Annotated in this window: 12 protein-coding genes; 1 reads left to right on the top strand and 11 read right to left on the bottom strand. The window is 39.2% G+C overall.

All coding sequences use genetic code 11. The features are described from left to right. Nucleotides 1-49: 49 nt before the first annotated feature. From FNK51_RS11035 to FNK51_RS11085, 11 genes are all read right to left on the bottom strand, one after another. Entirely contained in the window at nt 50-1,288 is a 1,239-nt protein-coding gene (locus tag FNK51_RS11035) for an amidohydrolase (protein WP_286177208.1), read from the bottom strand. Nucleotides 1,289-2,014: 726 nt separating this feature from the next. After that, nucleotides 2,015-3,190: a M20 family metallopeptidase gene (locus FNK51_RS11040; protein ID WP_141993350.1), complete on the bottom strand. Its 1,176-nt coding sequence runs from the start codon at nt 3,188-3,190 to the stop codon at nt 2,015-2,017. 2 nt (nt 3,191-3,192) lie between these two features. Beyond that, a complete protein-coding gene (locus FNK51_RS11045) occupies nt 3,193-4,419 on the bottom strand; it encodes a Zn-dependent hydrolase (RefSeq protein WP_141993351.1) in 1,227 nt (408 codons plus the stop codon). A gap of 17 nt (nt 4,420-4,436) precedes the next feature. Then, nucleotides 4,437-5,624, bottom strand: coding sequence for a hypothetical protein (locus FNK51_RS11050; RefSeq protein ID WP_098373143.1), 1,188 nt, complete (start codon nt 5,622-5,624; stop codon nt 4,437-4,439). Nucleotides 5,625-6,015: 391 nt separating this feature from the next. Then, nucleotides 6,016-6,630: a HutD/Ves family protein gene (locus FNK51_RS11055; protein WP_141993352.1), complete on the bottom strand. Its 615-nt coding sequence runs from the start codon at nt 6,628-6,630 to the stop codon at nt 6,016-6,018. Between the two features lie 144 nt (nt 6,631-6,774). Further along, nucleotides 6,775-7,245 carry an acyl-CoA dehydrogenase family protein gene (locus FNK51_RS11060; RefSeq protein WP_141993353.1) on the bottom strand — a complete coding sequence of 157 codons (471 nt, stop codon included), beginning with the start codon at nt 7,243-7,245 and terminating at the stop codon, nt 6,775-6,777. A gap of 34 nt (nt 7,246-7,279) precedes the next feature. Further along, nucleotides 7,280-8,899 (bottom strand): amidohydrolase, encoded by a 1,620-nt coding sequence (locus FNK51_RS11065; protein WP_141993354.1) that lies wholly within the window; start codon nt 8,897-8,899, stop codon nt 7,280-7,282. Between the two features lie 90 nt (nt 8,900-8,989). Continuing rightward, nucleotides 8,990-9,271, bottom strand: coding sequence for a cupin domain-containing protein (locus tag FNK51_RS11070; RefSeq protein ID WP_141993355.1), 282 nt, complete (start codon nt 9,269-9,271; stop codon nt 8,990-8,992). Nucleotides 9,272-9,316: 45 nt separating this feature from the next. Continuing rightward, nucleotides 9,317-10,735 (bottom strand): MATE family efflux transporter, encoded by a 1,419-nt coding sequence (locus FNK51_RS11075; protein WP_141993356.1) that lies wholly within the window; start codon nt 10,733-10,735, stop codon nt 9,317-9,319. A gap of 45 nt (nt 10,736-10,780) precedes the next feature. Then, nucleotides 10,781-12,253 (bottom strand): aldehyde dehydrogenase family protein, encoded by a 1,473-nt coding sequence (locus FNK51_RS11080; RefSeq protein WP_141993357.1) that lies wholly within the window; start codon nt 12,251-12,253, stop codon nt 10,781-10,783. A gap of 13 nt (nt 12,254-12,266) precedes the next feature. Beyond that, on the bottom strand, nt 12,267-13,553 hold the full coding sequence (locus FNK51_RS11085) for an NAD(P)/FAD-dependent oxidoreductase (protein WP_141993366.1): 1,287 nt from the start codon (nt 13,551-13,553) through the stop codon (nt 12,267-12,269). A 186-nt stretch (nt 13,554-13,739) separates the two neighbouring features. Between FNK51_RS11085 and FNK51_RS11090 the strand changes: the two genes are divergently transcribed. Continuing rightward, a complete protein-coding gene (locus FNK51_RS11090; RefSeq protein ID WP_141993358.1) occupies nt 13,740-14,972 on the top strand; it encodes a MerR family transcriptional regulator in 1,233 nt (410 codons plus the stop codon). The last annotated feature ends 480 nt before the right edge of the window (nt 14,973-15,452 follow it).

Genomic DNA, 15,452 nt, shown 5'->3' on the forward strand with positions numbered 1-15,452 from the left:
CTATCCCCAATTCTTTTTTACCAAGGTTCATTAAAAAGGTCATATCCTTTTAATTGGTATGAAGCTTAGGCTTCACGCTATCCAGAGAACCCGAAGACAGAGTTCCCTTATGTAATACGGCAGCACGCTTGGGCAGGCGTGCTACGGCTTCGGCCGAGCAGCTTGCTGGAACGAGTACGGCGGTCGCGGCATCGCCTACCTTTGGCCAAATTTGCTTACCGGACTCGTCTAGCGGTGTAATGCCGCCGGTAGCAAGGGAAAGTGAGCGAGACAGGTTGTATTCGTTTGACCATCCATACAGATCTGCAGCGAGATGTGCCTTCTGCAGTGTATCGCCAATCCCGAATGGTGACCAGTGATCAGTAATACTATCATTACCAAGCATGACGTTCACCTTATGCTTCTGAAGCAGCGGAATCGGCATTACGTCTTTACCGATTGGAACGGTTGAAGCAATGGAAATCCCAAGCGATGCAAGGCGTTTTGCCATTTCTACGTCGGCGCCATCCCCTAACGAAGCGAGCGAAAAGGCATGACTGATCGTCACTTTCCCCTGCAGACCGGCTTCCTCAGTCAGATCAGCCAATCGACGAATTGCCTTCAATCCTGTTTCGCCACCTTCATGAAGGTGAATATCAATACCTGCTTTGTAGTCAACCGCAATCTGTACCATCGTTTGCAACGATTTTTCCATATCACCGTCAACTAAGGTTGGATCTAGTCCGCCAACATGTGTAACTCCGAGTTGCATGGCTTCGCGTATCAGTCCCTGAGCATTTGAACGAAGCAAGCCATGTTGGGGAAAGCCAACGATTTCATGTGATATTTTATCTGAATAGTTTGCTAAGGCCTGATTAAGTTTTTCAAGATTTTTTAAACCAACGACTGGATCGATGTTGCAATGGCTTCTGACATATGTCGAGCCGTAGCCAAGAATTAGTTCAATTAATTTCTCCGCACGCTCCTGGGCTGTTGGAAGGAGCTCCAGTAGCAGTGTCTGCTCCAAGGTAATCATGTCAAAAATGCCATTTTTCCTCGTTGCTGCTGCTCTCCAAGGACCCCCATAAAAAGTTTTATCCAAATGAATATGCATATCTCTAAAAGAAGGAAGTAGCAGCATGCCTTTCGCGTCGTAGCAATCGATACCTTTTCCATAAGGGGACTTAGTATCTAGTATTCTGGTAATGATGCCTTTAACAATATGGAGGTTCCTCAATACGGTTTCGGTTGCGACGACCTGGCCATTTTCATACTTGTATCCACTTTCCAATCGAACATTCATCAACATATAGGAACTGTTCTTTCCTGGTTTTTTGGTGTTATGGCCAACCTTCTTCTCAGAATCCGCACTTGCCGTCTCAGGCATGAATAATCCCATCGTGTCCGTGACACCGAGAACCGCGGAAGCGCTTCCAATTTTACAGACGTTACCTATAAACTTTCTGCGGGACAAACCTTCCTTTTCCTGATTCACCTGTAAAATCCTCCTCTAGTACATTTGTATTTTAAGATGATCATGATTAATAGACTTCATTGGGGAACAAGAGGCAACCATCACGTATTTAATCGAGGTTACACTTATCTCCCAATTTTTCATATCTCTTCTAGTGGTGTTTTTGGATTTATTATTATTTAACAAATTGTTTCGATATCAATCCATTTCATATTTGTCGAAATAGTCACTCGTCCAGTTACATGATTTCACCTTATAGATCCAATTATAAGTCTATTTATTTTTAATTGCAATTAAATCTACATTAATTTAAGTCAATTTAAGTTTTTGCAGATGATTAATTGATTCCTCACTTTTGATTTCGACAAAAGAATCTTTGATGTTTCATTCCTTGTTAATGGAAAACAAAAAGGGAATGGTAAAATCCATTCCCTTTTTGACTGTGTGCAAAGCCCTTTTAGTGAAATTTAACCCTTAACGCCAGAAGGCCGCCAATCGGCTGCCTTCTGGCGTTCAAACTACCTTTTAACAAATACCGTATTTCCTCTTTTATCCAGTCCGTTATTCGTGCAAATATGCCCAGGCATATTGAGCGTAAAGTTCTGCACCGGTAGCAAGCGCATCTTCGTCGATGTTGAATTTCCCGTGATGATGGGCCCATTCCGTATCCTTTTCAGGGTTTCCAGATCCAACTAAAGCGAAGCTTCCAGGTACTTCATCTAAATAGAAACTAAAATCTTCTCCACCCATTGTTGGCTTTTCATTATATACTGCGTCTTCGCCAAACGCATTTGAAGCAACTTTTTGCACTAATTTTGCACTGTATTCATCATTAATGACAGCTTGCGTTCCACGGTAGTACTCAACCTGTGCGGTCGCACCGTAAATATTAGCAACATTTTCAGCATAAATCTGGAGCTGTTTTTCTATATGGTCACGTGTTTTAGGATCAAAACAACGGACAGTTCCTTCAATAACGGCATTTTCTGCAATGACATTAAATCGTGTTCCAACGACCATTTTTCCAACTGTCAAAACTGCGGGATTTTGTGGGTCGACCGTTCTTGATACGACAGATTGTACATTCATGACGAATGAAGAGGCCACAATAGTTGTATCGATACAATCCTGTGGCATTGCACCATGTCCCCCTCTTCCTTTAAACGTTACTGTAAAGATATCTGCTGAAGCGAATGAAGGTCCTTGAGAACAAGCAACTTTGTTTGTTGGCATTTGCGACCAAATATGTATGCCAAAAACATTATCAACACCTTTAACAGCCCCTTGTTTAACCATTTCCTTTGCACCTGTTGCTACTTCTTCAGCTGGTTGAAAGATTAATCGCACATTCCCAGGTAATTCTTCTTTTATTTCATTTAGTGCCTTCGCTGCAATTAATAGCATTGATGTGTGGGCATCATGACCACATGCATGCATTTTCCCTTCTTCTTTTGAAGCATATGGCAAGTCTTTATTTAATTCTTCAACAGAAAGGGCGTCCATATCCGCTCTTAATGCTACCGTCTTTCCTGCCTTACCGCCTTTAATTTCTGCAATGACACCTGTTGGTTCTGCTTTCCGAAAAGGTATTCCTAATCTTTCAAGGTATTCACAAATAAAGGCAGTTGTATTTTCTTCTTCCCATGATAACTCAGGTTCGCTATGAAGTTTTCTACGTATTTCTATTAATTCATCACTATAATTTTGAATCGCTTCTTTTATCGTTTGATTAATCATTCTCATTCCACCTCCGTTAAACATTTAGCCACTTCGTAAAATATTTGCACTCCATTTGCTAAATGACGTGCATCAGACCATTCTTCTGGACAATGACTTAGTCCTGCTTTACTTGGAACAAAGAGCATGCCAACATCAGTCACATCGGAAAAAACCATCGCATCATGACCTGCTCCACTATTAATGGAACAATATGGAATTTTCAAATCAGAACTTTTATCTTTTAATAAAGCTTTTATTTCATCACTCAATACCTTTGGCGGCATATATAACACCTGTTCCGCAGTTGTATGGATCCCCTGTTCATGATAGGATTCGATTAATTCTTTCATCCGCTTGATGACATTGTTAATATGTTCTTCCTTGCTAGATCGGATATCTACCGAAAATTCGACTTTATTTGGGATGACGTTGGCTCCATTTGGTAAAACATGTAGTCGTCCTGTCGTGATAACCGTTCCTTCACCTTCCTCAATTGCAAAGCTCGGTAATTGAGAAATAATCTGAGCGGCTGCAACCAATGCATCCGTACGGCGATCCATAGGGGTTGTGCCTGCATGCCCTGCCTTTCCTTCAATGGTTACTTCTAATTGAGTTAAACCAACAATAGCTTCTACAACACCAATGGGGATATTCTTCTCTTCAAGGATTGGTCCTTGTTCTATATGCAATTCGAGAAATGCTTTAATGCTATTGGGATTTCTCCTTTTCGGAAGTGATGAATCCAGACTAATTTTTGACATCGCTTCAATTGTTGTGATACCTTCTTTATCCCTTAAGTTTTTAAAACTTTCCTCACTAAGTGTCCCCACTATTCCTCTAGACCCCATTAGTCCTCCGCCAAAACGAGCACCCTCTTCTTCAATCAGGGCAACGATTTCCAATGGATATTTAGGTGTTAATTGATTTTCTGCAAATAGGGCAGCCACTTCAAGAGCGACAATTACACCTGCTGGTCCGTCATACGCACCACCATTTGGTACGGAATCAAAATGTGAACCGATCAAAACGCTTGGTGCATCTTTTAAAGTACCTTCTAGCTTTCCAAAAATATTTCCGAATCCATCCTCCTGTACTTTTAGACCGGATTCCATCATTTTATTTTTAATATAATTGCGTGTAAGTAAGTCTTCCTTGCTATACGTAAGCCGGGTTGTCCCTTTTCCGGGTGTTGATGTAAATTCGCTCAAATCATTTATTTGCTTTTCTATACGTTCGATAAGACTCACTTAGAATCCCTCCTATTTTACAAGAATTGTACAAATATTCCTGCCAAAATAACCGACACAATTGTAACCGATATAAATCCACCAACAAGCATCGGCGGCAACATATGGCTTAGCAATGCTTCTTTTTCATTTTCATCTTTTGTTAATGAATTGACCACTTCATTGGTGATAATGTAATCGGCTGGAAATCCATATAATGCTGTTAAAGATACAGCAAAGGCCATTTCTTTGCTGACATTTAACAATTTCCCTGCAATGAATGAGAATATATACATGCCAATAACAGCTAAGAAAATGCAAACAATAAGTGGGTAAAGGATCTCCATCATCATACTTGGTGTTGCATTTTTTAATCCGTCAAAGACAAAAAGCATAAGGGCCATGATGGCAAATCCAAATCCATTTGCTTTTTGCAGAGTCTGCTTTTCCAAGAAACCTATACTTTTTCCGACAACACCGAATAGTAAGCAAAGAACAAATGCATTTATTGATATAATCGGCTCTAATCCAGTCGAAACAAGGTAAGCGAGAAAAGCAACAACCGCAAGTCTGAAAAATTTAAAATATTCCGTATTATATTTTTCAGGAAGTTTTTTAAACAGCTTAAGTTCCGTCATGCCTTCTGAAGCGGCTGCAGTATCACTCTTTTTTACCGTTAATTGCCCATTGCGATATTGCCCCAATAGCTTCTTCCCTTCTTTCTTCAACACAATTGAAGTTAAAGGATATCCAGCAAAGCCTTGCATTACATAAATAACAATGGCAAAAACGGACAAACTCGTAAGTCCTGCGTCTGCCGCTCCTTCTGACATGATTATTGAAGATACCATACCGCCCACTAAAGGTGGAATCGCCACAAGGACAGTTTGCAGATCAAATATGAATATGCCAATTCCGAATATAAGTGCAACAATACCAAGGATACCAGATAATGAGATGACAATCGTTTTCCATTGATTTACCAATTCTCTTATTGAAAGCAATGTTCCCATATTCGTGATCAATAGGTACATCATCATGGTTGCCACTACTGGTGGAACACCTGCTATTGAAACGATGTCTTGCGGGAAGAATGTCCAATAACCACATAGAAATAGGATTGCGGAAACGAAAACGGAAGGTACCCAGGCTTTTGTTCGAACCGCCACAATGTCTCCTACAAATAAAATCAGAATAACAATTACTAAAGCCAACATCTGTGACATATGAGTTTCCTCACCTTCCAATTTAATAATTTGAATATTCTAATATAATAACACTAAATCGTCTTAATTTAAAGACAATTCAATATTTTCAGGTAATTGTACACAGATAATAGGAAATGTAAGTGTTTTAATTCTGATTTCACATACCGAATATTCTAAAATTTGGATATATCAAAATAATTTTAATCATAAAATTATCTTTATAGAGTTTTTATCTCCTTAAGTCGCTGAATTATCTCAATTTATTTTAAAAAGAAAAAGCCGTCTAAGGACAGCTCTGATTAATTATTATTTAATATCCTGTTTACTTTTTACTGTATATAATTTGAATAAAGTAAACTCTTTCTACTTTCATAATTGAATGTTTTTTGCACAAGAACCAAAACTTCCATCAATAAAAAATACTTACCTTAATAATTGTTGCAGATGAGTCGTCTTCGTAATTGGATAACTTTATATTTAAATTGTTGCATAAATGATCTATGTTTATGATTACGATGTCATCTTGCTCTAAAACAATAGTCTCTTTTTCATCGATACTCATTCTGCTTTTTCCTTTGAAACAATAATAGGCGTCGGTTCTTTTCGTAGATTCCCCATTATCCAACACTTCAGAATGGATTCCATCATTCAAATGAATCGTGCTAAGGGCTCCTTCGCATCCTTCTGCTAACATCAAATTAAAGTCTGTAACCCTCCCAATACTTCGGGTCGTCCAGCCTCCATCAAACCGATCCTGTTCAAATGGCTGTAAATGCACACGGTGCTTTCCTTTATGTTCCAGCAACATTTCACCATCAAGGATCATGATGATTCTCTGAATGCCTGGAAGGTGAGTAAATAAGGATTCGTCCACCTCGACATCTGCGGTGCTTATCCGCCAGTTGAAATCACGCTTCGAGTAATCTCCACCTTCAGGATAAATAGCAAGTTGAGTTGTTTTACCACCTGACCAAAGACTGGTTATTTGTTCACTTTTTCTTAATATTTTTAGTGAATATGACAACTATTTTCTCCCCTTTTATTAATACTTTACTTCAGTTGAAAACAATTTCGACCAGATTGTAGATCGAAATTGGAGTAATGTCAATAGGATGGATACGATAAAGTCAAGAACTTCTGTGGACATAACTTTGTTGATCGAACACGCTTAAGCATAACGGGCTATCGTTTCACCAAAGTCAGCGGAGCCTGTTTGTTTCATCTTTTCAAACCCTTCTTGCATGGCGCCAGCAGTTCTATACACGGAACTTTCATTAGCGTACGTTTTTATAGCCATATCACCTAGTTTATTTTTAATTAAGTTGAAACTGGAAATAGGCAGGCCAAATTGCTTCCTTTCATTGGCAAAGTTAACTGCTAGCTCAATCGATCTCTTTGCTAGTCCTAGCGAAGTGGTTGAAATCTTATGGCGGCCGATATTCAATACGTTAAACGCAATAATATGCCCCCTCCCTACTTCACCAATAACATTTTCAGAAGGTACTCTTACATTATCCAAAATGAGAAAACACGTGGAAGACCCCCGCACCCCCATTTTCTTTTCTTTCGGACTAATAGAGACTCCTTCGTAACCTTTTTCAACAATGAAAGCAGTAAACTTTTCGCCATTCACTTTCATTACAAGGCTTACATGGTATGCAAACTATGATATATTAAATTTTCACTGATGGTTCTTCTTGATAGATAATTTCACCATCAATAATAGTTGTTTCTACTTTTATATCTTTAATTTGGTTTGGGTTGACACTTAAAATGCTGTCATTTAATATAACTAAATCCGCCAACTTTCCGACCTCTATGCTTCCTTTTATCTCTTCTTCAAAACTCGCATAAGCGCCATTCCAAGTGTATAGTTTAATAGCTTCCATTACGCTTATAGATTGATTAGCACCAAACTCCATTCCAGACTGGCTTTTTCTATTGACAGCAACATGAATTCCTAATAAAGGATTATAGTCAGTAACTGGCGCGTCCGATCCACCTGCTGCCATGATGCCACGATCAATAAAATCACGAACAGCGTACATGTGATTAACACGATCACCATAGTGTTGGACATATATCTCTCCGAATTCATATGGAAATGGAGGATTTGGAATAGGAACCATCTCGAGTTTTTTCATTCTCTCTTGTAAATCTGGTGAAGAAATTCCCGCGTGCTCAATCCGATGACGATGGTTTTTTCTTGGTGCTTCCTCCAACACCTTTTCTACACAATTTAAATACATTTCAATGGCTTTATCACCTTGTGCATGTACAGTGATTTGATAGCCTTTTTTATGTGATTCACCTAAAACTTGGTAGATTTCTTCCTCACTATAATAAAGAATGCCATAATTGTTAGAGTCACTGGAGTACGACTCACGGGTTGCAATTGTAGGCCCGGTGCTACTTCCATCTGTAAACAATTTAACTGGTCCAACTTTGAATCTCTCATCTCCGGTACCAGTTACCACACCAGCTTCGACCATTTTATTAACAAATTCATGGGAGTTATTTACCTGACATATCATTGCATAAATTCGGACACGAATATCCTTACTCTTCACAGCTTGTTGCAGTAAACGGTAACTCTCAGGACCATTTCCACCTGCCTCATGTATACTTGTTATGCCCGCTGCAACGAAATGATCTGATGCAATTTTCACAGCCTTCATCAGTTCACTTTCTGTATAACTTGCAACCTCGCTCATACCCATATTTGCTGCTTCAATTAACTTTCCTGTAAGCCTTCCTGCCTGATTCTTTTCAATAACTCCCCCATTAGGATCCGGTGTGTTCTCGTTAATTTGCGCAATTTCTAATGCTTTGCTGTTCACCACGCTTATATGGCTGCAAGTACGGGATACAATAATGGGGTGTTCAACTGAAATTTCATCCAGCTCAGCGATTGTTGGATAACGCTTTTCCTTCACAGCGGTTTCATTAAAGCCCCAAGCACGTATCCATTCACCTTTAGGAGTTTCTATGGCTTTCTTCTTCAGGTCATCTAACAAAGCCTCGATAGAATCAATATGCTCAGCTTTACAACTTACCGCCAACTGATTCACCCCATAAAAAATGAGGTGAATATGAGAATCAATGAATCCAGGAAGAAGCGTTTTTCCTTGCAGGTCAATTACATTCGTTTTTTCTCCTATAAAACTCTTAACCTCCTGATTTGAACCAACAACTGCGATACGATTATCCTTTATTGCTACAGCGTCGGCTACTGTATTCTTTTGGTCTACTGTAATAACTTCTCCATTTATCAATACAACATCAGCTTTCATAAACTCATCCCTTTCGAAATTACTCTTTTAGAGTGATTAATTCAGTATTTAGCATTATCTGCTTAAAATTTGCCCACTCCCCATTTCACATTATTTCAGATTGATCTCATGGTTCATTTTATAATTCTTTTTCAAAAATACTGGACAATCCCATTCACAGACAAGGTCCTTAGCCAAGGAAACGACCCAGTCCTTTGTAATATGATACTTATTTCCATCAACAGTAATAAACACTTCACCGTCTGTCACATAGAAAACTTCCTGTTCTTCTAGATGCCACGTTCCTTTATCTGGTTCGCCTACCCATGGTTCCCACGTGTCAACACCTAGTTGTAGTGCTTCTTCTGCTGTAAGTTTTTTCGCAAAAAACATGATGATCCTCTCTCTTTCTTATAGGTAATTTTGAAGGAATAGGTTCTATAAACGTACTGTCTTAACATTTGTATCTTTTAAACGTTTGAACTCGTTTTTCATAAAGTATATGGCAATGAGAACGCCTGGAATTTCTGCAGCAGGAGTTGCGTACCATAAACCTTCTACGCCCCAATATTTTGGGAAAATAAACATGAACGGAAATAAGAACAACAGCATTTTGCTAACACTAATAAACGTTGCGATCCAGTTTCTCTCTTGAGATTCGAAATAGCCGGAAACAAGCAAGCCAACTGCATTAAGCATAAACAAAGAATTAAATACAATTGTCGTCCAAATGCCCAATTGATGCAATTCAGGATTTCCGCTGGAGAAAAATGACACAATTGAGTCTGCAAAAATGATCAAGATAACTGTCATAACCAAAAAGAAGGAAACCGTAAAAATGAGCCCAATCTTAATTGCCTGTTTCACACGATCAAATTTGCCCGCACCGTAGTTGTAACTAATGATTGGCTGAAGTCCCGTCATCCCACCGAGTGCTGCTAATGCGAGCATATTTGTAATGTAGCCATTCTGAATCGTGAAAGCTACGACATGCAAACCACCTCCGTAGCTTTGCAGTAAGTTGTTGAAAAAAATAATTGCAAAGAACATCATCAACTGGCTCGAGAAAGATGCAAACCCAGTCCAAGCCACTTCACCGATCGTCTTTAAATTAATCATCATATCTTTCATTTTTGGCTTAAGCTTTGTTTTGCTGAACCAAAAATAAAAAATCAGTAAAACAGGAATCGACTGTGCAATCGTATTGGCCCATGAGGAACCCATCATTCCCATGTCATACTTCGTTACCATAATCCATTCTGTAATCCCAGCAACACCTGTTGCTACTAACCAACTGCTCATTGATAATATAGGCTTTTCATCGATGTTAGTTAAAATACTTAGTACAACAGCCAATATTGTTAATGGCAACGAAATCCATAATAAGCGGCTGTATTGTACCGCATACGGAAGCGATTCATTACTTGCTCCGAAAAAGATCATAATTTGATTCTCAAAAATCAACCCAAGTACGGCGATCAAAATAGATAAGAAAAGAGTAAACCATAAGATTTGTCCCATAATACTCCTAGCTTCTTCGATCTTTCCTTTTCCGAGCCGAAGGGAAATAACCGCTCCCGCTCCGACACCAAAAAGAACCCCAAGCATACGAGTAATAACCATGACGGTAAATCCAATTCCGATCCCTTCAACTTCCAGTGCCTGAAAGCCACTGACGAAATAGCCATCGACAACCGCTCCAACTCCTAAAATCGCATTAGCCATAATGCCTGCCAAAGCAAATCGTAAATATAATAACGGAATACTTTTAGTTCCCAGCATTGAATCATACGCTGGCTTATCCATTACTTCTACTTGTTCTATATTCGGTGACTGACGGTTGTCTGCTATTTCCATGAGCATGTCCCCCTATAAATAATTGATATAGCAAGTTAAGCCAAATTAATTCGCATACCAACCGACAGGCTTGACATGCTGGTGGATATTAATTTGTTTAGTTTCCATGAAGTGTTCCAGCCCAACAGCACCTAACGCTCTGCCGATTCCACTTTGCTTATATCCTCCCCAAGGACCTTCAACATAAGCGAGATGATAACTATTAATCCAAGTAATTCCCGCACGCAATTTACTAATGACACGTTTTGCTCGATCCATATCTTCAGTAAATACAGCACCAGCTAATCCATAAACGGAATCATTCGCTTTTTGGATGGCATCTTCCTCATCTTTAAATTTCTGTACAACAAGGACTGGACCAAAAATCTCTTCCTTAACAATACGCATATTCGCATTTACATCAGCAAAGATCGTTGGCGCAATAAAAAATCCTCGATCAAGCCCATTTTCTGTTAAGCGCTTACCACCACAAACTAATTTTGCACCTTCTTCTATTCCACTCTTGATGTGATGTAATACTTCATTCATATGAGGCTCGTTTGTGAGGGCTCCCATTTCAGTGTTCTCGCTTTCCCCGTTGCCAACTACAATTTTGCTTGCACGCTCGGCCAATCTTTCCACAAACTTATCGTAAATGGTCTCTTGTACAAGCAAACGAGATGCAGCTGAACAAACTTGCCCAGCATTGTGGAAAATACCAAACATCGCATTCTCGACTGCAGTTTCAAAATCCACATCGTCGAACACAATAAGTGGAGATTTACCACCCAGTTCAAGTGTGATTTTTTTCATATTGCCCGCAGCTGCGCGCATAATGCTTTGGCCTGTTTTTGTTCCGCCGGTAAAGGCAACCTTGTCAACATCATGGCTCTCGGCAAGCTCATTCCCAACTTTTGATCCAGGTCCCAATACCAAGTTTGCCACTCCAGCCGGAAGTCCAATCTCTTCGATAATTTCAAATAATTTGAATACGCTTACAGGAGTGACCTCAGCAGGCTTAAGTACAATTGTATTCCCTGCGGCGAGTGCAGGAGCAATTTGCCAAACAGCTAACATAAGCGGGAAGTTCCAAGGTACAATAAGTCCACAAACACCAATCGGTTCATGAATAATAATTGTTTCCGAAGAATCAGCACGAGTGTAAGATTCCTTTTTCATGCCTTTGATCAAGTCAGCATAATATCGGAAGCATTGTATCGATACCGGAATATCCGCATAAGTGGTTGCGCGAATAACCTTACCGTTATTTGCAGTTTCCAAACGTGCAATTTCAGCTGCCTTCTCTTCAAGACGGTCTGCAATCTTATAGAGATAGTCAGCTCTTTCTTCAGCTGATAAATTCGACCAGATCCCGCTGTCAAACGCTTCACGGGCCGCCTTGATTGCAATCTTCGCATCGTCTGCTGATCCATCAGCAGACGTTGCGATCACCTCTCCGGTTGCAGGATTGATAATGTTTCGTCTAGCACCGGATAACGCTTCTACCCATTTCCCGTCAATGAACATGTTAATTTTCATAAACAAGTCTCCTTTACGCAATAATATCTTTCAGTTTGAAACCAATATGTGCTAGATTTACCAGCATAGTTTTCTGATTATAGAACGGGAATGATTTGAGGCGTTCCTTTTCAAATCGATATCCACCTGCACTCCCCGTAACGATCCATTGTGCCAATAACTTACCAAACAATGTCGAGAGGGAAGCGCCGTGGCCCGTATAACCCGTTGCGAAATATGCTCCTTCTTTGGATCTGCCGATAACCGGGAACGTATCAATTGTAACCCCGATAAAACCACCCCAACGGAAATCAATCTTGCTTCCTGCTAGTTTTGGCATTATTTTAACCATGGCATCGTAAACACTTTGATAAACGGTATCGCCTAAGTTTGGACGAATATCGCCACCGCCAAATACGATCCGATTATCTGGTGTACGTCGGAAATAGTAAAGGAAATTGCTTGTATCAAAAACCATGCGATCTTTAGGAATGACGGTACTCACCAGTGATTCTGGAAGCTGTTCAGTGGCAATAATACGTGCCGATATTGGCAGTACGCCTTTGTTCAGTTCATTCATGATTTTTCCGGAGTAACCATCTGTAGCGACAATAATGTCTTTCGCAGTAACAGCACCTTTTTCTGTTACAACTTTCACACTGTTTTGACCGTACTCAATAGATAGTGCTTTCGAATGTTCAAAGATTTTTGCACCAATCGATTTAGCTGCTTCTCCCAAACCAATTGCATAGTTCAGTGGCTGGAACGAGTAACTCGAGTTGTCGACTAAGCAGCCATAATAAAGTGGGGAATCGATCTCTTGATGCAACTGACTTCGATCAAGCACGCTTGATTCGTACCCGAAATTTTTGTTTAAGTATTCGCTTTCATGTTTCAACCCTTCAAAATGCTTGACTTTGTAAGCCGCCACAATGTGACCTGTCTTTCTAAAGTTACAGTTGATTTGATGCTCGTCAATGATTTTTTTAACCAGTTCAACACTAAACAGGGAGAGATCGTTAAGCTGTCTCGCCTCGTCGACACCATACTTTTTGGCAAGCTCCTGCACCGTTGGCTTATAGCCTGGCAATACCATCCCGCCGTTACGACCGCTGGCGCCATATCCGATCGTTTCTTGCTCAAGGACAATGACACTCTTCCCTAATTTTTGCAAATGATAAGCAGAAGAAAGACCTGTGAAACCTGCGCCAATAATGACAACATCCGCCTCTTCATTTCCTTCAAGAAGCTTTTCTTTTTCATAGCTGTTTGCAGTCGCTGCCCACAGTGAGAGAGCATCCATTCGATCCATCTTATCCATAGCTAGTTCTTCTCCTTTTGTGACATGTATGCTATAATACAGTCGGATTTTATTCACAATATTCACACTTCTTGAGTCCATCATATGACTTGGAGTTTCCTCCATGTCAATAGCCATTTGAGAGTTTTTTGAATTCATTTTCGTAAAAAAGTGGAGTAACTCCACTTTCTTCATTGGGGGGCATCTATGAAAATTGGTACATTTGCAAAGCTTTTTCATGTTACGACCGATACCGTTCGTTATTACATTGAACAGGGATTATTAATACCAGACAAAAAAAACACCCAGTATCAAATGAACCAATTGTGTCTAGACGACATGGCTTTTATTACTGAGCTGAAAAAATTTCAGTTTACACTGCTAGAAATTCAACAAATTTTATCGTATCGGCGTGTCACAAACTTCTCGGACCATGAGGATATCGACTACTACAACAACTTACTCATTGATAAAAAAAACTCGCTGACCAAGAAAAAAGAAGACATTTCAAAAGCTATCCAATTGATTGAAAAGGCGGTTCAAACCAGCTCTCCTTCATCCAAAGAAGAGAATTTTACAGGGATCCCACTTTCCTTTGTAAATCTGCTCTATTGTCCGAAGTGCCACATTCCACTTGAAATGAAAGATATAACGATTAAAAAAGTCTACATTCAAACCGGGAGTTTAACTTGTACCTGTGGATACGAGGCAGCTATCGAGGAAGGTATTATCATTACCGCGAACTTGTACGAGACGTCTCCTTATCCATCTTATTTTTACGATAAAGAAACAATTAAAGAGATCAATCCCAAAATGATTAACTTATTTGAAAAAAGTAATTTTTGGTTTCAAAAAGTTCTACAAAATGTAGATTTAAAAAACAAGTTAATCGTGGAAACAAACGTTGACGCTTTTGTGTCACTACCCAAATATATCGATGTTCTTGAAACGAGCGCATCCTATGTATTCAGTGGCTATTCGCTTGCGATGCTCAAGAAGGTTAGAAAAAGAATTGAGCGTATGAATCCGAAGCCAAATGTCCTTTATATTTTGAATTCTGATTTAAATCTTCCATTGAAACCGCTTAGCATCGATGTTTTTGTGGATAGTTTTACAGCAAATGATTTTTCACTGCTCAATCCGCAGTTCCCAATTCATGTTCTAAAAAACTATTTCCACAGCAGTTCAACAATTGTCGGCGGGTACTCCTATTATGATAGCTCGGCCAAATCCTTGAAAAATATTTCAGCCTTATATCCAAATTCCCACGAGCATATTTTATATCCAAAATACATAGAAGAAAATATATCAGTCAACGGATTTCAAATTACGCAAAGTGAAAATATCGGTTTCTGTACAGATCCAGGACCTTTTTTTGATTATCATGTAATAGACGAAAAATTCCACATGCTAATGTATTTGGCTAGTACGAAAAAATAGCACACAAAGGGAGACTATAACTTTCACTTTCATTAACAGTACATGTATGTAGTCCGAGGGGATACTATGGGTATCCGTTTTTTTTTTGTTATCGTTCAATCCTAGGTCTTAAAGGTAAAGGAGTAGTCCTAGAATCAAATGAATAACTTGATAAAAAAGAAGGATAGATCAGGTGAATGATTTACCCTTCTTTTTGCCAATAAAACTGATGATTAAATGGAGTTTTCGATTAATGATAAACGAAGTGATCGGCCATCTGAGTTATTTCGTACCTATGTAATAGAAATGTTTTAGTTTTTTCAATTTATTAAGTTCGTCTTCTCCAGTATAAAGCTGTGAAACTTACAAACTGTACATCCTTCCTATTCCATTCAAGGGGCAGGGTTAACTTAACCGTACTATAATGAATAGTGGATACTATGTTTAATATAACATAGATTATCCACTATTTTTTTATATATTATAATCTCTATACATACC

The organism is Bacillus sp. B4EP4a, assembly GCF_006680105.1.
GTDB classification, from domain to species: Bacteria; Bacillota; Bacilli; order Bacillales; family DSM-1321; genus Peribacillus; species Peribacillus simplex_E.